19 protein-coding genes are annotated in these 17824 nt (G+C 72.2%); 11 read left to right on the top strand and 8 right to left on the bottom strand.

Annotated elements, in window-relative coordinates; translation table 11 throughout:
* Window positions 1-20: 20 nt before the first annotated feature.
* The gene (locus ACP4J0_RS32145; RefSeq protein ID WP_426602239.1) at window positions 21-1418 is read right to left on the bottom strand and encodes a DUF6421 family protein; all 1398 of its coding nucleotides are present in this window, start codon (window positions 1416-1418) and stop codon (window positions 21-23) included.
* A 228-nt stretch (window positions 1419-1646) separates the two neighbouring features.
* On the opposite strand from ACP4J0_RS32145, the gene ACP4J0_RS32140 reads away from it, so the two are divergent.
* Window positions 1647-2330 (top strand): glycerophosphodiester phosphodiesterase, encoded by a 684-nt coding sequence (locus ACP4J0_RS32140; protein WP_426602238.1) that lies wholly within the window; start codon window positions 1647-1649, stop codon window positions 2328-2330.
* A gap of 39 nt (window positions 2331-2369) precedes the next feature.
* Here ACP4J0_RS32140 and ACP4J0_RS32135 read toward each other — a convergent pair whose 3' ends face one another.
* The gene (locus ACP4J0_RS32135) at window positions 2370-2909 is read right to left on the bottom strand and encodes a GNAT family N-acetyltransferase (protein ID WP_426602237.1); all 540 of its coding nucleotides are present in this window, start codon (window positions 2907-2909) and stop codon (window positions 2370-2372) included.
* Window positions 2910-3042: 133 nt separating this feature from the next.
* Here ACP4J0_RS32135 and ACP4J0_RS32130 point away from each other — a divergent pair, with 133 nt between their 5' ends.
* Together ACP4J0_RS32130 and ACP4J0_RS32125 are read left to right on the top strand one after the other, a co-directional pair.
* Complete coding sequence (locus tag ACP4J0_RS32130) at window positions 3043-3435, top strand: VOC family protein (RefSeq protein ID WP_426602236.1); 393 nt, start codon at window positions 3043-3045, stop codon at window positions 3433-3435.
* Window positions 3436-3531: 96 nt separating this feature from the next.
* A complete protein-coding gene (locus ACP4J0_RS32125) occupies window positions 3532-4296 on the top strand; it encodes a VOC family protein (protein WP_426602235.1) in 765 nt (254 codons plus the stop codon).
* Window positions 4297-4423: 127 nt separating this feature from the next.
* Here ACP4J0_RS32125 and ACP4J0_RS32120 read toward each other — a convergent pair whose 3' ends face one another.
* Window positions 4424-4981, bottom strand: a complete 558-nt coding sequence (locus ACP4J0_RS32120; protein ID WP_426602234.1) for a MarR family winged helix-turn-helix transcriptional regulator — start codon at window positions 4979-4981, stop codon at window positions 4424-4426.
* Window positions 4978-6666 carry an FUSC family protein gene (locus tag ACP4J0_RS32115; RefSeq protein ID WP_426602233.1) on the bottom strand — a complete coding sequence of 563 codons (1689 nt, stop codon included), beginning with the start codon at window positions 6664-6666 and terminating at the stop codon, window positions 4978-4980. The genes ACP4J0_RS32120 and ACP4J0_RS32115 overlap by 4 nt, the downstream gene beginning before the upstream one ends.
* Window positions 6667-6856: 190 nt before the next feature.
* Between ACP4J0_RS32115 and ACP4J0_RS32110 the strand changes: the two genes are divergently transcribed.
* The 4 genes from ACP4J0_RS32110 (at window position 6857) to ACP4J0_RS32095 (ending at window position 10543) form a co-directional block, all read left to right on the top strand.
* Window positions 6857-7423: a DUF5134 domain-containing protein gene (locus tag ACP4J0_RS32110; protein WP_426602232.1), complete on the top strand. Its 567-nt coding sequence runs from the start codon at window positions 6857-6859 to the stop codon at window positions 7421-7423.
* A gap of 336 nt (window positions 7424-7759) precedes the next feature.
* Complete coding sequence (locus ACP4J0_RS32105) at window positions 7760-8695, top strand: M56 family metallopeptidase (protein WP_426602231.1); 936 nt, start codon at window positions 7760-7762, stop codon at window positions 8693-8695.
* 76 nt (window positions 8696-8771) lie between these two features.
* The gene (locus tag ACP4J0_RS32100) at window positions 8772-9443 is read left to right on the top strand and encodes a phosphatase PAP2 family protein (protein ID WP_426602230.1); all 672 of its coding nucleotides are present in this window, start codon (window positions 8772-8774) and stop codon (window positions 9441-9443) included.
* A 293-nt stretch (window positions 9444-9736) separates the two neighbouring features.
* Complete coding sequence (locus ACP4J0_RS32095) at window positions 9737-10543, top strand: TetR/AcrR family transcriptional regulator (RefSeq protein WP_426602229.1); 807 nt, start codon at window positions 9737-9739, stop codon at window positions 10541-10543.
* On the opposite strand, the gene ACP4J0_RS32090 is transcribed toward ACP4J0_RS32095, so the two are convergent.
* Window positions 10531-12033, bottom strand: a complete 1503-nt coding sequence (locus ACP4J0_RS32090) for an LVIVD repeat-containing protein (RefSeq protein ID WP_426602228.1) — start codon at window positions 12031-12033, stop codon at window positions 10531-10533. The two genes, ACP4J0_RS32095 and ACP4J0_RS32090, sit on opposite strands and share 13 nt — an antisense overlap.
* A gap of 205 nt (window positions 12034-12238) precedes the next feature.
* Here ACP4J0_RS32090 and ACP4J0_RS32085 point away from each other — a divergent pair, with 205 nt between their 5' ends.
* A complete protein-coding gene (locus ACP4J0_RS32085; RefSeq protein ID WP_426602227.1) occupies window positions 12239-12901 on the top strand; it encodes a DUF305 domain-containing protein in 663 nt (220 codons plus the stop codon).
* On the opposite strand, the gene ACP4J0_RS32080 is transcribed toward ACP4J0_RS32085, so the two are convergent.
* Window positions 12878-13375 (bottom strand): DUF6214 family protein, encoded by a 498-nt coding sequence (locus ACP4J0_RS32080; protein WP_426602226.1) that lies wholly within the window; start codon window positions 13373-13375, stop codon window positions 12878-12880. The genes ACP4J0_RS32085 and ACP4J0_RS32080 overlap by 24 nt on opposite strands.
* Before the next feature lie 238 nt (window positions 13376-13613).
* On the opposite strand from ACP4J0_RS32080, the gene ACP4J0_RS32075 reads away from it, so the two are divergent.
* A complete protein-coding gene (locus ACP4J0_RS32075; RefSeq protein WP_426602225.1) occupies window positions 13614-14960 on the top strand; it encodes an FAD-dependent oxidoreductase in 1347 nt (448 codons plus the stop codon).
* Between the two features lie 29 nt (window positions 14961-14989).
* On the opposite strand, the gene ACP4J0_RS32070 is transcribed toward ACP4J0_RS32075, so the two are convergent.
* Window positions 14990-15352, bottom strand: a complete 363-nt coding sequence (locus ACP4J0_RS32070; RefSeq protein ID WP_426602271.1) for a helix-turn-helix domain-containing protein — start codon at window positions 15350-15352, stop codon at window positions 14990-14992.
* Window positions 15353-15502: 150 nt separating this feature from the next.
* On the opposite strand from ACP4J0_RS32070, the gene ACP4J0_RS32065 reads away from it, so the two are divergent.
* Both ACP4J0_RS32065 and ACP4J0_RS32060 read left to right on the top strand, forming a co-directional pair.
* Window positions 15503-16582 carry an NADH:flavin oxidoreductase/NADH oxidase gene (locus ACP4J0_RS32065; protein WP_426602224.1) on the top strand — a complete coding sequence of 360 codons (1080 nt, stop codon included), beginning with the start codon at window positions 15503-15505 and terminating at the stop codon, window positions 16580-16582.
* Between the two features lie 203 nt (window positions 16583-16785).
* Window positions 16786-17589 (top strand): pectate lyase, encoded by an 804-nt coding sequence (locus ACP4J0_RS32060; protein ID WP_426602223.1) that lies wholly within the window; start codon window positions 16786-16788, stop codon window positions 17587-17589.
* Here ACP4J0_RS32060 and ACP4J0_RS32055 read toward each other — a convergent pair.
* The coding region (locus ACP4J0_RS32055) for a hypothetical protein (RefSeq protein ID WP_426602222.1) at window positions 17580-17824 on the bottom strand (245 nt) is incomplete at its 5' end. The two genes, ACP4J0_RS32060 and ACP4J0_RS32055, sit on opposite strands and share 10 nt — an antisense overlap.

Genomic DNA, 17824 nt, shown 5'->3' with positions numbered 1-17824 from the left:
CTGCCCGCCGGTGCCGTCGCTCACGCGGCGGCCCGCTCGGCGCCGTCTCGGGTGATGCCCCGGGTCGACGCGATGACGTTCTTGAGCTTCTTGGACAGGGCCTCATAGAACATGCTCAGCGGAAACTCGTCCGGAAGCACGTCGTCGACGAGTTTGCGCGGCGGCAGGGTCAGGTCCAGGGCGTCGGGGCCCTTGGCCCACTTCGAGCCCGGGTGCGGGGCGAGGTAGGTGGAGACCAGCTCGTACCCGGCGAACCAGTGCACGATCTTGGGCCGGTCGATGCCGTCCCGGTACAGCGTCTCGATCTCGGCGCACAGCTGGTTGGTGACCTGCGGGGCGCGCTGCCAGTCGATGAAGAGCTTGTTGTCCGTCCAGCGCACGACGTCGTGCTTGTGCAGGTAGGCGAAGAGGAGCTGGCCGCCCAGACCGTCGTAGTTGCGCACGCGCTCGCCGGTGACCGGGAAGCGGAACATGCGGTCGAAGAGGACCGCGTACTGCACGTCGCGGGCCTGCGGGACGCCGTCGTCCGCCAGCTTCACGGCCTCCTTGAAGGCGGTGAGGTCGCAGCGCAGCTCCTCCAGGCCGTACATCCAGAACGGCTGGCGCTGCTTGATCATGAACGGGTCGAAGGGCAGGTCGCCGTGGCTGTGGGTGCGGTCGTGGACCATGTCCCACAGGACGAAGGCCTCCTCGCAGCGCTTCTGGTCGTGGACCATCGCGGCGACGTCCTCGGGCAGTTCCAGGCCCAGGATGCCGACGGCGGCCTCGGTGACGCGGCGGAAGCGGGCGGCCTCGCGGTCGCAGAAGATGCCGCCCCAGGAGAAACGCTCGGGCGCCTCGCGCACGGCGATGGTCTCCGGGAACAGGACGGCCGAGTTGGTGTCGTAGCCGGCCGTGAAGTCCTCGAAGGTGATGCCGCAGAACAGCGGGTTGTCGTAGCGGGTGCGCTCCAGTTCGGCCAGCCAGTCGGGCCAGACCATGCGCAGCACGACCGCTTCGAGGTTGCGGTCGGGGTTGCCGTTCTGCGTGTACATCGGGAAGACGACCAGGTGCTGGAGGCCGTCCGCGCGGTTCGCGGCGGGCTGGAAGGCCAGCAGCGAGTCGAGGAAGTCGGGCACCTGGAAGCCGTCGTCGGCCCAGCGGCCGAGGTCCTTCACCAGCGCCTCGTGGTAGGCGCGGTCGTGCGGGAGCAGCAGGGACAGCTCCTCGACGGCTCCGGCGACGCGGCGTACGGCGTCCTCGGCGACGGCCCGCTCCGGGGCGCCCTCGGCGTCGAAGTCGATCGACCCGTCCTTGGACTGCCATGGCCGGATCCGCTCCACGGCATCCTTGAGCACGGGCCACGCCGGGTGCTCCACCACCCTGCCTGCCGGAGGAATGTTCTCCTCCGCACCCACCTGCACAAGAATTTCCGTCATGTCCCATCCTCCACAGGAGAAGCTCACGTCAGGACACCGTATGCATACGAGGTTTCTCCCAGCAAGGGGGGCCTCCGTAAATTATCCTGCCCGACCCGGCCGTCCACCGCATTTTTTCCTGCGGGATGGGGGACTCCGTATACCAGGCGCGGCAGAGGGGAAACGGTCCCGCAGGGCCGTTAGGCTGCGCCCCTGATATCGCCGCCGTCGACGGAAGCGAGTCGAGCCTTGAACTTCCTCACCATCGGTCACCGCGGAGTGATGGGTGTCGAACCTGAGAACACCCTGCGTTCCTTCGTCGCCGCCGAGCAGGCCGGCCTCGACGTCGTCGAACTGGACCTGCACCTGAGCAAGGACGGCGCGCTCGTCGTCATGCACGACGCGGACGTGGACCGCACCACCGACGGCACGGGCGCGATCGCCGAGCAGACCCTCGAGGAGCTGCGCGCGCTGGACGCGGGCCGCGGCGAGCGGGTCCCGGTCTTCGAGGAGGTGCTGGACTCCGTGTCGGTGCCGTTGCAGGCCGAGATCAAGGACGCGGCGGCCGCGCGGGCGCTCGCCGAGGTGATGCTCCGGCGGGACCTGGTGGACCGGGTGGAGGTGATCTCGTTCCACGACGAGGCCATCGTCGAGATCGCCGGGCTGGTGCCGGGGGTGCGGACCGCGCTGGTCGCCCAGTACTACGGCCCCGAGGTCGTGGACCGTGCCGTAGCGGCCGGGGCCGGGACCCTGTGCCTGGACATCAACCGGATCACGCTGGAGATCGTGGAGCGGGCCCGCAAGGCGGGCCTGCGGGTCTTCTGCTGGACGGTGAACACCCAGGACCATCTGCGGCTGGTGCGCGCCCTGGGCCTGGACGGCGCGACGACCGACTACCCGGAGATCAAACGCACCGGCCGCTTCACCGCGTGAGCCCCGCGTTCACCGCGTGAGCCCCACGGCGGACCGACGTCAGACCAGCGGTTTGACCAGCAGCTCGAACCGAAGGTCGTCGCGCTGCGGGATGCCGAAGCGCTCGTCGCCGTACGGGAACGGCGTCGTCTCTCCCGTACGGCGGTAGCCGCGGCGCTCGTACCAGGCGATGAGATCCTCGCGTACGGAGATCACGGTCATGTGCATCTCCGTCACCCCCCACGCCTGGCGGGCCTGCCGCTCCGCCTCCGCGATGACCGCCTTGCCCAGGCCCGCGCCCTGGAGCGCCGGGCTGACGGCGAACATGCCGAAGTAGGCGTGCTCGCCTCGGTGCTCCAGCCGGCAGCAGGCCACGACCCCGCCGTCCCGCTCGACGGTCAGCAGGCGGCTGTCCGGTGCCTCGACGACCTCCAGCACGCCCTGCGGGTCCGTCCGCCGGCCGTGGAGGATGTCCGCCTCGGTGGTCCACCCGGCCCGGCTGGACTCCCCGCGGTACGCGGACTCTATGAGCGCGACGATCTCGTCCACGTCCGCGTCGGTGGCGTCGCGGTAGGTCAGCGGGCTGGCGGCGGTGTCCATGTGGTGCGGTCTCCGGTTCGTTCTCGACGGTTCGTTGCCGGCGGTTCGCTGCCGGCGGTTCGCTGCCGGCGGTTTGTTCTCGGGCGCGGCGCGGGCACCGATGAGAGTAACGCTGCCAGTAGTCTCGGGGCGCATGGTGCATGTACTCAGCAGCCGGATCCTGCTCCGCCCCACCGACCCCGACCGCTCCCGCGCCTTCTACGGCGAGCAGCTGGGCCTCGCCGTCCACCGGGAGTTCGGCACCGGGCCCGAGCGGGGCACCGTCTACTTCCTCGGCGGCGGCTTCCTGGAGGTCTCCGGCCGCTCCGAAGAGCCCCTCTCCCCCGCGCTGAAGCTGTGGCTCCAGGTGGAGGACGTGGCGGCGGCCCACGAGGAACTGCGTGCGAAGGGGGTAGAGATCGTCCGGCCTCCGGTCCAGGAGCCGTGGGGACTGGTGGAGATGTGGATCGCGGACCCGGACGGCACCCGGATCGTGCTGGTGGAGGTGCCCGCGGACCATCCGCTGCGGTACCGGCCCGGGATCTGACCCGGGACGGTAGGTGCCGGATGGCCGCGTTCCGGAGGCGGCCGTAGCGTGCTCGAAGGGGGACGGACGGTCTGCGGCTCAGCGGAAGGACGCCCGATGAAGCTTCACGAACCGGTGACCGGCGGGCCCTGCTGGGCCGAGCTGGGGACCAGCGATCCGGCAGCGGCCAAGCGGTTCTACACCAAGCTGTTCGGCTGGCGTCCCGAGACGGACTCCCGGCAGCAGGCGGGCGGCTACACCATCGCCCGCCTCGGCGAGGCGGCGGTCGCCGCCCTGACCCCGCTGTACCGGCAGGCGCAGCCGGTCGCGTGGAACGTGTCGTTCGCCGTGCGCGACGCGGACGCCGTCGTGCGGCAGGTGACGGCGGCCGGCGGGGCGGTCCTGCAGGGCCCCACAGACGTCTTCGACGCGGGCCGGTTCGTGGTGGCCGCCGATCCGACCGGTGCGGTGTTCCAGCTGTGGCAGGGACGCTCGTTCCCGGGAGCCGGAGTGTTCAACGTCCCCGGTTCGCTGGGCTGGGTGGAGTTGCTGACGCGCGAGCCCGACCGGGCCGCCGACTTCTACACCACGGTGTTCGGCTGGAGCGTCACCCCCTCGGACCGCTACCCGCAGTGGGGGATCGACGGGGCGGACTTCGGCGGCATGGTGACGATGGACGACAAGTTCCCGCACGAAGTGCCGGCGCACTGGCTGCCGTACTTCGCGGTGGCGGACGTGGACACCACCGCGGTCGACACCACCGACGGTGGCGGCACCGTGCTCATGGAACCCACGTCGCCTCCCGACGGACCACGCATCGCGGTGCTGCGGGATCCGCAGGGCGCGATGTTCGGCGTGTACCGGGTGGGCGACGAACGCTGAGACTCGGCCCCGTCCGCCCGGGCGCCGGCTTCGGGCCGGCGCCGAGGAGGCGAGCGCCCGGACCGTGGACGCCGACGCGAGGCGGGCGGCGACGCACCGCGCTCCGGGTACCGGACCGCGCCGGAGGTCAGATCCGCAGGGCGTCCAGGCGGCCCTCCAGTCTGCCCAGCAGTGCCCCGAGGAGCGCGGCCAGCGCGTCCTGCTCGGGGCCGCCGACGCCGGACAGGACGGCGGACTCGTAGGCGAGCTGTTCGGGCAGGATGCCGTCGACGAGGTCACGCCCGGCGTCCGTGAGGCGGACGTGGGCGACCCGGCGGTCGCGGGTGTCGCCGCGCCGCTCCACCAGTCCGCGTTCGGTGAGCTGCTTGAGGCGCTTGGTGACGGCGGCACCGGAGGAGAAGGTCTCGCGGGCCAGGTCGCCGGGGGTCAGCTCGTGCCCGGTGCGGCGCAGGGCGCCGAGCAGGTCGAACTCGGAGCGGCTGAGGCCGGCCCTGCGCAGCGGGGCGTCCTCGGCCTGCTGGAGGAGGGCGGCGCAGCGGTTGATGCGGCCGATGATCTCCATCGGGCCGGTGTCCAGGTCGGGGTGGACGGCCCGCCACTGCCTCACGACCGCGGCGACGGTGTCACCGCCCGGTCCGCCTCTCTCGTCGCCCTCGGTCGCCGAGCCCCCGTCGGTTGCGGTCATGGCCGTACGTCCTCCGTTCTCGTGCCCGTCTCCCGGTCCGGACGCGCTGCCTGGCGTCGCACCGTTGCGGCGAGCGTACGGTGTCCTGACTGCTCGGCGAGCACGACCCTCTCCTGGGGCAGGGCGCGCCCCCACCATTCGCCGGCCGCCGCGTCGACGGTGGCCCGCAGGTCGGTCAGTGCGGCGGCCAGGCCCCGGCGGGCGGCCTCCAGGGCGCCGGGGGCGGGGGCGGACTCCGCCAGGAGGCGGGCGGCGCGTTCCCGGGCGCGGTCGGCCGCGGTCACCGCCTGTTCGACGCGGTTCCCGGCGCGCCGGTTGGTGACGGCGACGGCGGCCAGGAAGCCGACCAGGGCGCCGACGAGGGTGTCCACCACCCGCTCGGTGATCAGCTCGCCGGGTGCCTGGTAGCCGGCGAACTCGGTGATGAGCAGCGCCATCGGGGTGACGCAGACGCTGCCGAGCCAGTAGTTGCGGGTGATGAGCGCCTCGGCGCCGAAGTTGAGGGCGAGGCAGAGCAGGACGAGGAGGGCCTGCCCGAGGTGGGCGAGCGGTGTGATGGCGGCGAACAGCAGCACCCCGGCGATGTTGCCGACGACGCGCTGGACGGCACGGCTCCAGGTGAGCGCCAAGTTGGCCTGGTAGAGCGCGGCGGCGGTGACCAGGGCCCAGTAGGGGCGGCCGATACCGAGGGCGAGGGAGGCGTAGCCGGCCAGGGCGCAGCCGAGGGCGGTGCGGGCGGCGATCGGGGCCAGCGGGCCGAGCCGCTGCCACAGGGGGGTGGGGCGGGCGGCGAGTTCGGCGTCCACACCGAGGAGTTCGTCGGCGGCCCCCTGGGTGGTGCCGGTGCGGGGGATCCGGCCGGTGCCGCGCAGGGCGCGGGCCCAGGCGCGCAGCCGCTCCGGGTCCGTGTCGGCGGGCGCGGCGAGCGCGACCTCGGCGCGGACGACGAGGTGTTCCAGGGCGTGCCGGGTGGTGGCGCGGGTGCCCGTCGCGGGGAGGGACAACAGCGTCTGCCAGGCGGCCTGCACGGCGGCGTACCCGGCGGCGCGGGCGGGGCTGTGGCCGTCGCCGGTACCGCGGGTGTCGGCGTACGCGGCGGCGGCGTTCAGGGCCTGGGCGGTGGCGCGGCGTTCCGGGCCGTGCGGGCGGACCAGGGCGGGTGCCATGCCGACGAGCCAGGCCCAGGCGCCCGCGGCGGCGGCCAGCGCCAGGTGTCCGGGGAGCTGGCCGAAGGTCTGCGGGACGAACAGGGCGGCGGAGCTGATGAAGGTCAGGACCACGTTGCCCGGGGGGCCGACTCGGGTGGCGTCGCACAGTGCCTTCTGCACGGCAGCGAGCAGGGCGCCGACGGTGACGAGGACGACGGCGTTCCGCGTGAGCGAGGCGGTGACCAGGGCGACGGCGACGCCGCCGAGCATGCCGAGCACCACCCATGCCAGGGTGCGGGCCCGGGCGGCGTAGGGGCGGTTGTGGGCGTAGAGCGCGCACAGGGACCCGGCCATGGTGTACATCGCCAGGTCGAGCCGGCCGAGCGCCAGCAGGATCAGGTTGGGCGGGGCGACGGCGGCGACCGAACTCAGGGCGGGTTTGAACCAGATCTCGGAGGGCCGGCGCAGGCGCAGCACGCCGGTCAGGGACAGACGTCGGCCGAGTGGGGTGCCGGTGGTGGGGGTCGCACTGCTCATACGAATAACCTTAACAGGTGTTTTACTTGTAAAGGACTCCTTCGGATGTGACGTCGATCCGGCCGCCCACCAGGCGCGGTGCCCCCGCGCTCCCCCGAATACCCCCCGTGTACTCCCTTGCGCTCGCGTGCGCGCCGCACCGCCCGGGCAGTCCTTGACCGACCGTCGAGCGCCGAGCGGGGAGGCACGTGTGCACGGACCGGCGTCGTCCGGCTGGTTGCTGGTCGCGCTCTGCGCGGCGACCGGCGCCTACTGCCTGCTGCGGATGCGCAGCAGCGTCGAGGAGCAGCGCCGCGCCGCGGGCGGCGAGGCCCTCATGGGGTTCGGCATGGCCGCCATGGCCGTGCCCACGGCGGTGTTCACCCCGCCCGGATGGGCGTGGCCCGGCTACGCGGTGGTGTTCGGTGCCACCGGCCTGCATGCCCTGTGGGCGGCCCGGTCCGGGCGCCACCATCTGCACCATGTCGTCGGGGCCGGGGCCATGGTCTACATGGCCGTGGCGATGGCCGGCTCCCCCGCCCACGCCCACGGGCAGGGCACCTCTGGAATCCCCGTGCTGACCGGGAGTCTGCTGCTCTACTTCACCGGGTACGTGCTGCTGACCGGCGTACGCCTGATACCCGTCGCCGCCGTGTCCGGGGGCGGCCCGGGCGCCGGGCGCAGCCTTGCGGCCGGGTGGGGCGACCGGCCGGAACTGGCGCGGGCCTGCCGGCTAGCCATGGGGATCGCGATGCTGGCCATGCTGCTGGCCATGTGACCACTGGATGGTCGCGCCACGTCGGCCATGGACCACCGGCGGCCGCATCACGTCGGCCACGTGACCACCGGACGGTCGCACCACGTCGGCCACGTGACCACCGGGCGGCCGCACCACGTCGGCCACGTGACCACCGGGCGGCCGCACCACGTCGGCCACGTGACACCGGGCGGCCGCACGACGGTGGTCAATCCACACCCGGCGGTCCCAGGAGGGCGACCTCGTGACCCCGGTGACCCCGACGCGTACCCGGCGCACCCCGCACGCAACCGTTGCCTGCGTCACTTTGTGCGGCGGGCCGTACTGCCGGGAGCGCGACGCTCATAGGCTGCCCCCATGATTCTCCCCGCGGCACTGCTGCTGCTCGGCGCCCTGACCGCCGTGCTCGCCCCCAGGCTGCTCGCCCGGGCCGACTGGCCGGACCGGGAACCGGTGGTCGCCCTGTGGGTGTGGCAGTGCGTGGTGGCGGCCGTGCTCGTGTGCTGCGCGCTGTCCATGACGTTCAGTGCGGCGGCGGCCTGGCACGCGGTGGGCGGGCCCGTCTTCGCGACGGCGCCGGGTCCGGTGGTCGAGGCCTACGCGCTCGGCACGTCCGGTCTCTGGGCGGACACCACCGCCGTCGCCCTGGCCTGCGGCGGGCTGTGGAGCGTCGCGATGCTGGCCCGGGAGGTCGTGCGGGCCCGGGCCAGGCGTCGGCGGCGCCGGGCGGAACTCCTTCTGCGTGCGCCGGTGTTGCCCGGCGAGGTGCCCGGATCGGCGCCGCTCGTCGTCCTGGAGGGCGAGCGTCCCGACGCGTGGTGGCTGCCCGGCTCTCCCCCGCAACTGGTCGTGACCACCGCCGCGTTGCGCCGCCTCAAGGGCCGGCAGTTGGACGCGGTACTCGCCCACGAGAAGGGGCACGCGCGGGCTCGGCACGACTGGCTGCTGCACTGCTCGGCGGCGCTGGCGGAGGGGTTTCCCCAAGTCCCGGTGTTCGCCGCGTTCCGCGACGAGATGCACCGCCTGGTCGAACTCGCCGCCGACGACGTGGCCTCCCGCCGCTTCGGCCGGCTGACGACCGCCCTGGCGTTGGTCGAACTCAACGAGGACCGGGGCGTGTTCGGCCCGTGCCCGACCGCACAGGCGCACGTCCCGCAGCGGGTGCACCGGCTGCTCACCCCGCCGAACCGGCTGACGGCGGCCCGGCGGCTGCGGTTGACGGCGGCGGCCGCGCTGGTCCCGGTGGTACCGGTACTGGTGGCTTTCGTGCCGGGGCTGCGGGCGCTGGGATAACCCCTCGCCGCCCTCCCGCCCCGGAGGGTGCCCCGGAAATTGGCCCCGGACCCCCTGGTTCCGCGAGTATCGCAGCATGCAGACGCCGCCCGTCCACTCCCCGCCCGGTCCACCGCAGCCCCGCACAGCCCTCCGCGTCACCTGGATGCTGGCCGTGTGCTCCGCGCTGCTCCTCACCCTGGTCGTCCTCGAGTGGCAGCCCCTGATCGGCCTGGATGACGACATCGCCGGCACGACGCACCGCTGGGCGGTCGACGAACCGGGCATCACGCACGCCATGCGGATCCTCACCGACTGGGTGTGGGACACGTGGACCATGCGACTGCTGTGCGCGGTGGTGGTGCTGTGGCTGTGGTTCCGTCACGGGGACCGGTGGACGGCCGTGTGGCTGGGGACGACCTGTCTGCTGGGCAGTCTGGCGCAGCAGGCTCTGAAGGCGGCGGTGGACCGCGCCCGCCCGGTCTGGCCCGATCCCGTGGACTCCGCGCACTACGCGGCCTTCCCCTCGGGCCACGCCATGACCGCCACGTTCGTGTGCGGCCTCCTGGTCTGGCTCCTCCACTACTACGGCGCCGCCCGCCCCCTGCGCCGGACCGCCCTGGCCGTGGCGCTGGTCTCCGTGGCCGGTGTCGGCGTGACACGGGTCTGGCTCGGCGTCCACTGGGCCACCGACGTCGTCGGCGGCTGGCTCCTCGGCACCCTGGTCGTGGCCCTGGCGGTACTGGTCCACCGGCACCGGCACCCGTGACCACACGGGCGGACGGCTGCGCGCGACGCCCGCCCGTGCCGGACTGCGGCTTTCCGGCCCCCGAGCCGGCCGAGCCGACCGGGACGGCCCGGGCGCGCTTCGGACGGCGAGGCGGCGCCGGACGGCGCGCATGCGCTGCGGGTAGCCCAAGGCAACCAGTGGGGGTCTCCGTCCGCCTCGGACGATCCCCCGTGTCGCCCGAGGCAGACGGTATCCGGAACAGGCCCGTCAAGGCGCCCGTCCGCCTGCGCCGAGTATAGTTGGCTGGCAGCCAGTCAACGCAGGAGTACAGCATGTCCCCGCGCAGCGCCTCGGTCAATGAAGAGTTGCGGCGGCGTTCGAAGGAGCGACTCCTGCAGGCCGCGGTGGAGCTCGTCGGCGAGCACGGGTACGACGCGACCACGCTGGGCGCCATCGCCGACCGGGCGGGCTCGGCGCGCGGTCTGGTCTCGTACTACTTCCCCGGCAAGCGGCAGTTGCTGCAGTCGGCCGTGCACCGGCTGATGCACCGCACGCTGGAGGAGGCGCTGGAGCGCGAGCCGTGCACCGCCGGGGGTCCGGAGCGGATGGCGCGGGCGATCGACGCGATCCTGGGCCTGGCCCGCGACCGGCCGGTACTCATGCGCCAGCACATGGCGGGCCTGCTCCAGGCCGAGGTGGGTTTCGTGCCGTGCCCCGAGCAGCGGCGGCTGGCGGAGCTGCTGCGGGACACCGTGGCCCGTCACGGCTCACGGGACGTCGACCGCGACTACCCGATGCTGCGCGCGCTGTTGATGGGCGCCGTGTTCGCCGCCCTGGTGCCGGGGGTGCCGATGCCCGTGCCGGTGCTGCGCGCCGAGTTGTTCAGGCGCTACCGGCTGGAGTGGGAGCTGGGTGTCCCGCCGGACGCCGAGGCGCCCGACGGGACGTGCGACACGGATCTGTCGCGGTTCTTCTCGACCGGTGTGCCCGGCCGACCGGTCCGGACGGACCCGGCCGACCGGGCCGACCCGCCGAATCCGACCGACCCGACCGACCCGACCGACCCGACCGATCAGTCAGGCCAGGCAGGCCAGGCAGACGGGATCGACCGGGCCGGCCGGGCGGCTCAGTCGAAGTAGTCCGGCTGCGTCTGCGTGTTGAGTTCACGCAGGTGGACCCGCTTGGCGGGGTCGGTGCGCCGGTCGTTGAGCTTGAGGACGTCGAAGCCCTTGGCCATGTCGTTCGAGTAGATGTAGCCGTTGTAGTAGTACGCCGACCAGGAACCGCCGCTGGAGATGGTCTCCGTGCTCAGCGGGCCGCGCTCGAAGTAGGCGATCTCCTTCGGACGCTTGGAGTCGGTGAACTCCCAGACGGAGACGCCGCCCTGATACCAGGCCTGGACCATGATGTCGCGGCCCTTGACCGGGATCAGCGAGCCGTTGTGGGCCACGCAGTTCTCGGTGTCCGCCTGGTGGCGGGGGATCTTGAAGTAGCTGCGGAAGACCAGCTCGCGGTGGTCGCCCCGGCCGACGATGTCGTAGATGCCGTCGGCGCCGCGGTTCGGGCCGATCTCCGCGTTGCAGGTGGCGGCGCCGCCGCCGCCCAGCTCGTCGGTGAAGACGACCTTGTTCGCCTTCTGGTTGAAGGTCGCCGAGTGCCAGAACGCGAAGTTGACGTTGTCCTGGACCCGGTCGATGACCTTCGGACGCTCGGGGTCCTTGATGGAGAACAGGATGCCGTCGCCCATGCAGGCGCCCGCCGCCAGGTCCTTCGAGGGCAGGACGGTGATGTCGTGGCAGCCGGTGGTCTTGGAGACACCCGGGTTGGTGGGCCCGCCCGGGTTGCCGCCGCCGTCGGGGCCCTCACCGGGGAACAGCACCGGGAAGCCCACGACGGCCGCACGCTCGGGGGCCTTGCGCGGCACCTTGATGACGGAGATGCCGTCGTGCGGCGGCCGGCAGTCGGGGTAGGCGGCGTTCGGCGAGTACGAGGAGACGTAGATGTAGACGTTCTTGCGCTCGGGCACCAGCGTGTGGGTGTGCGAGCCGCAGGCGGTCTCGACGGCGGCGACGTACCTCGGGTTCCGCTTGTCGCTGATGTCGAAGACCTTCATGCCCTCCCAGGAGGACTTCTCGGTCGCCGGCTGCGTGGTGCTGTTGCAACTGCTGTCGCTGCGCGAGGAGTCGGTCGACAGGAACAGCAGGTCGCCGGAGACGGAGATGTCGTTCTGCGAGCCGGGGCACAGGACCTGGGCGACGGTCTTCGGCTTCCTCGGGTTGCTGATGTCGAAGATGCGGAAGCCGTCGTAGTTGCCGGCGAAGGCGTACCGGCCCTGGAAGGCCAGGTCCGAGTTGGTGCCCGGCAGCGCGTCCTTGGGGATGTTGGCCAGGTGCTCGATGTTGTCGGAGTGGACCGTCTCGTCCTGGCCGGGTATCTCTCCGCTCTCGATCGCGTCGCGCACTTCGGCACGTGCGCTCTTGGGCACCTCCTTCGACGTCGCCGGGCCGTCCCCCGGGTCAGGGGTGGCCACGGCCGGGCCGGCCGTGAGCAGCGCGGACAGGAGACCGGCGGCGGCCGCCGCGACTCCCAGGCGTCTGCGCCGCGTTCGCGGGTCGCTCGACAGGATCACTGTTTCCTCCCTACGTCCGTTCCGGCGGAACGGCTCACGCAACCCGCAGTATCGTCTTCGGCATGCTCATACCAACAGAGGGCAACAGGCTCGCAATGAAGTTTTCTGATCAGTGACACGCGGAAGCGTGCTAGGACGGTCATGACACCCACGAGGTGTCCCGCACCCTCCCCCGGAGGGGTAGCCCCAGCCACAGGAGGTTGTTGTGCCCTTTCGCCCCTCGTCGTCCCGCTCCTCACTCCTCACGGCCTCACTGACCGCACTGGCCGTGCTCGTGCTCGGGGCCTGCGACTCCGGTTCGGACACCGGGTCGGCGGCCGCAGCCGGACCTTCGGTGATCGCCCCGGGCAAACCGGGCGAGGGCAACCGGACACTGTCCGCCGAGGACGCCGAGGAGCAGCGCGCCGACGACGACTCCCCCAATTCGGCGGACGTCTCATACGCGCGGATGATGATCCAGCACCATGCCCAGGCGCTGGAGATGACCGAACTCGTTCCGGAGCACGCCGAGTCGGGCCGGGTCAAACTGCTTGCCGAACGGATCTCCGCCGCTCAGGGACCGGAGATCACGGCGATGCGGGGATGGCTGAAGAACCACGGCGAGAAGGAGACGGGCGGCGGGCACGGACACGACCACGCCGCGATGCCGGGGATGGCGACCGAGGCCCAGTTGGAGAAGTTGCGCACGTCGCGGGGCAAGGCCTTCGACCGGCTCTTCCTCACTCTGATGATCACTCACCACGAGGGTGCGATCACCATGGCCGCGGAGGTGAAGTCACAGGGCAACAACGTTCAGGTCGAGGAGATGGCCGACGACGTGGTCGCCCAGCAGACGAGCGAGATCTCACGGATGCGCGGGATGCTGTGACGGCTCTCCGGGAGCGTTTCGGCGCCGGGCTCGACGCGGGGCCAGGAAGCCCTCGTCGCGCGCCTGGCCGATCAGCCTGAGCGACCTCCGCCTGCTGTGTCCGGTCGCGCGCATCACCGCGAGGACCGGGTCGCCGCCCTCTTCCCGGGCCGCCCGGTACTCCTGCGCGAGAAGCCTGCGTCCTTCCCTGCCGCCGGGCCAGGCGGGGCGGGCATGCCGCGACGCGGCCGGTACGGCACGGGCGGAGTCCGGCGCACAGGCCTCGAAGAGCGGGTGATCCAGCCACTCGGCGAGCACGGCCAGGTCGTCGAGGGACAACGGCGGTTCGGCGCGTACGTCCTCGACCCGCACGTCCCGGCCGGACAGCACGGCGAGCGCGTCCACCCGGGCACCGTCGGCGAACGTCAGCCGCACGTCGAACCACGAGGTGGTGGTGCCGCCCTCGCGCACCGCCCAGGTGTGCCGCACGGACATCTGACCGTCGTCCGGACAGCGGTCGGAAAGCTGAAGAGAACGATCAACGAAGGATGCTTCGAGCACACACCCTACGTAACCGCATGATCACATTCCATAAGAACAGAACACGCGCAGAACATGTGCCGTTCACCGGGCGCAGCACCCTGTCAGCGGAGCGGAAGCGGTGGGATGCTGGGAGAACCAGCGACCCTCTCCGACTTCCGGACCATCCGCCTCCCGGACAAGGAGTTCCGCCGTGCTGCGTGTCGCCGTCGTCGGCTCGGGACCGAGCGGGTGCTACACCGCCCAGAGCCTCGTCCAGCTCGGCCCCGATGTGTCCGTGGACGTCCTGGACCGCCTGCCGTGCCCGTACGGTCTCGTGCGGTACGGCGTGGCTCCGGACCACGAGAAGATCAAGTCGCTCCAGAACACCCTGCGCACGGTCCTGGAGCACGAGCGGGTGCGGTTCCTCGGCGGCGTCCCGGTCGGCCCCGGGGGCGTGCCGTCGGCCCGGCTCCGGGAGCTGTACCACGCGGTGGTGTACTGCGTGGGCGCCGCCACGGACCGGCGGCTGGGCATCCCCGGCGAGGATCTGCCGGGCAGCTGGTCGGCCACCGAGTTCGTTTCCTGGTACAGCGCCCATCCGGACGCCGTGGACGGCGGCTTCCTGCGCGGGGCGCGGTCCGCGGTCGTGATCGGCGTGGGCAACGTCGCCGTGGACGTGGCGCGGATGCTGGTCCGCGGCGTGGCCGAGCTGAGCGGCACCGACATGCCGCAGCCGGCCCTCGACACGCTCGCCGCCGGGCAGGTGGCCGACGTGCACATGGTGGGCCGGCGGGGTCCCTCACAGGCCCGCTTCACGACGAAGGAGCTGCGCGAGCTGGGCACCCTGCCGGACACGGCCGTCCTGGTGGACCCGGCGGAGCTGGCACTGGACCCCGCGTACCTGGACCCCTCCCAGCTCCCCGGCCCGCAACGCCGCAATGTGGAGGTGCTGCGCGGCTGGGCCGGGCAGGCCGAGCCGGACGCCGCCCGCCGGATCCGGCCGCGCTTCTTCCTGCGCCCGGTGGAACTGACGGCGGACGGCGACGGGCACGTGCGCGCCGTGCGCTTCGAGCGGACGGCGCCGGACGGGCGCGGCGGCGTTACGGGCACCGGCCGGTACGAGGAGATCGAGGCCCGACTGGTGCTGCGGTCGGTGGGCTACCGGGGGGTGCCGCTGGAAGGGCTGCCCTTCGACGCGGCGAGCGGCACGGTGCCGCATCGGGCGGGACGCGTCGTGCGCGCGGGCGCCGTCGCCCCCGGGGAGTACGTGGCCGGCTGGATCAAGCGGGGCCCCACCGGCGTCATCGGCACCAACCGTCCCTGCGCGAAGGAGACGGTGACCTCCCTGCTGGCGGACGCCCCCGCGCTCGCGGGCCGGGACCTCCCCGCGGACCCCCTGCGGGTCCTGCGTGCCGAGGGGATCGAGCCGGTCGAGTGGACCGGGTGGCGGGCCATCGAACGGGCCGAGGCGGCACTCGGAGCCTCACTGGGACGGCATGTGGTGAAGCTGCCCGACTGGGAGTCGCTGCTGGCCGCGGCGCGGACGGCGACGCCCTGAGCACGTCCGCCCTCGTCCCTCGTCCGCCCTCAGCCGGCGCCGAGGCGGGCGGCCTGGCGGGCCGCGGCGGCCAGCAGGGCGTCGAGCAGACCCGGGAAGAGGGCGTCCAGGTCGCCCCTGCGCAGGCCGTTCATCTTGGCCGTGCCACGGTAGGTCTGCCGGATCACCCCGCTCTCGCGCAGCACCCGGAAGTGGTGCGTGGTCGTGGACTTGGTGACCGGCAGGTCGAAGTACGAGCAGGAGAAGAGCTCGTCGCTGTCGGCGGCGAGATCCCGCACGATCCGCAGCCGCACCGGGTCCGAGAGGGCGTGCAGCACTCCCTCCAGCCGGATCTCCTCGCGCGCCGGGTGCGGCAGGTCACGGGTGCCGGCGGCGGGGGCGGCGGGGGTCACGGCGGCTCCAGTTCGTCCGGGCGGGTCCCACCGTTCGGGGGACTCCATCGGGCTCATTGTACGAAAGGCGTCGTAGTTTGACACGCGACGTACTACGAGAGTTATCGTACGAGCTGTTCCGTCCTGCCGCGACCACGGGAGCAGCCCCTCATGAGCGCCCTCTTCCAGCCCCTCCAGCTGCGTGACACCACGATCCCGAACCGGGTCTGGATGCCGCCGATGTGCCAGTACTCCGCCGCACCGGAGGGCCCGCTGGCGGGCGTCCCCGGCGACTGGCACTTCGCGCACTACGGTGCGCGCGCGGTGGGCGGCACCGGCCTGATCGTCGTCGAGGCCACCGGCGTGTCGCCGGAGGGCCGCATCTCTCCCCAGGACCTCGGCCTGTGGAACGACACCCAGGTCGAGGCGTTCCGCCGGATCACGGACTTCCTGCGGTCCCAGGGCACGGTTCCGGCGATCCAGCTGGCCCACGCGGGCCGCAAGGCCTCGACCGCCCAGCCCTGGAAGGGTGGGGCGCCGGTGGGCCCGGAGGCACACGGCTGGCAGCCGGTGGCCCCGAGCGCGCTCGCCTTCGACGAGCGGCACCCGGTGCCGGCCGAACTGACGGTCACACAGATCCAGGAGGTCGTCCGCCAGTTCGCGGACGCCGCGCGCCGGGCCCTCGCGGCCGGTTTCGAGATCGTCGAGATCCACGGCGCCCACGGCTACCTGATCCACGAGTTCCTGTCGCCGCACTCCAACCACCGCACCGACGCCTACGGCGGCTCGTACGAGAACCGGACCCGGTTCGCCCTCGAAGTCGTCGACGCCGTGCGGGAGGTGTGGCCCGACGACAAGCCGCTGTTCTTCCGCGTCTCGGCGACCGACTGGCTGGAGGAGGGCGGCTGGACGCCCGACGACACCGTCCGCTTCGCCGGCGACCTCCGGGCGCACGGCATCGACCTCCTCGACGTCTCCACCGGCGGCAACGTCCCGCGCGTCCGGATACCGACCGGGCCCGGCTACCAGGTCCCGTTCGCCGCGCGCGTGAAGGCCGGGAGCACCATGCCGGTCGCCGCCGTCGGCCTCATCACCGACGTCGAGCAGGCCGAGAAGATCCTGGCCAACGGCGAGGCCGACGCGGTACTGCTGGGCCGGGAACTGCTGCGCAACCCGTCCTGGGCCCAGCACGCGGCGCGGGAGCTGGGCGAAGACGCCCGGATGCCGGACCAGTACGGCTGGGGCATGTGAGTCGGGGCTTCCTCGCGCGCGAAGCGTTGACTAGAAAGCGCTTGCCCTCTACGGTCCGTTCATCAGCATGACCCGTCGCGAACGCGGTGCCCCGCCACGGCCCCACAGTGGCCGCACCGCGTTCGCGACATCGGTCAGCATGACGCACAACGTTCAGGTACATGTTCCGTTCCACCCCCACTCCCTACGGAAGGGATCAGAACATGACTGCTGCGACACACCCCCGCACGCGGTGGCGCGCCGCGACCGGCGCGCTGGCCGCACTCGGCCTCTCGGTTGGCATGCTCATGACTTCCGGAGCCTCCTCGGCGCAAGCCGCCACCTGGCCGACCCCCAACGGCAGCGAAGGAGTCTCCTCCACCATCCCGGTCTCCGGCACCAAGGACTACGGGATGAAGCGCCTCTACGGCACCGGCGACCTGGGCTCCGGCGGCCAGGACGAGGACCAGGGCCCGATCCTGGAACTGGCCCCCGGCGCCGTGCTCAAGAACGTGATCATCGGCGCCCCCGCCGCGGACGGCATTCACTGCAAGGGCAGCTGCACCCTGCAGAACGTCTGGTGGGAGGACGTCGGCGAGGACGCGGCGACCTTCCGGGGCTCCTCCTCGTCGAACGTCTACACCGTCTCCGGCGGGGGCGCCAAGGAAGCCAGTGACAAGGTGTTCCAGTTCAACGGCGCCGGGACGCTGAACGTCTCCGGCTTCGCCGTCAAGAACTTCGGCACCTTCATCCGCTCCTGCGGCAACTGCTCGACGCAGTACAAGCGGACGATCAACCTCAACAGCATCGAGGTCGGCTGGAAGGGAAGCCGGATCGTCGGCATCAACACCAACTACGGTGACAGCGCCACCCTGCGCAACATCACGATCGTCGGAGACAGCGGCAAGAAGATCGTCCCGTGCCAGAAGTACATCGGCAACGACGACGGCGACGAGCCGGACTCGAACGGCTCGGGCCCCGACGGCACACACTGCAAGTACTCGTCGTCCGACATCGCCTACAGGTGACGCGGCGGACGGGCGGATGACGGTGAGTTGACGCCGTCGTCCCAGGTCCGGGTGCCCCGCGCCCGGACCTCTCCGGCCTGCTCGCTCCCGCTGGTACTCCGTACGGGCGTCCCGTGGCTCCGTGCCCGGCCAGCGGGACGGGAGCGGTCCAGGGGGCAGCCGCGGGTCGGCGGCAAGTGGTGCACGACGGCGGCGGCGAAGGCGGTGGGCCGGTCGGCCGGGGCGGGAGGCACGG

The organism is Streptomyces sp. WG7, from assembly GCF_049975785.1.
Classification (GTDB): Bacteria; Actinomycetota; Actinomycetes; order Streptomycetales; family Streptomycetaceae; genus Streptomyces.
Note: the sequence above shows the minus strand (reverse complement) of the source record. Positions and strands in the feature narration are given on the sequence as shown.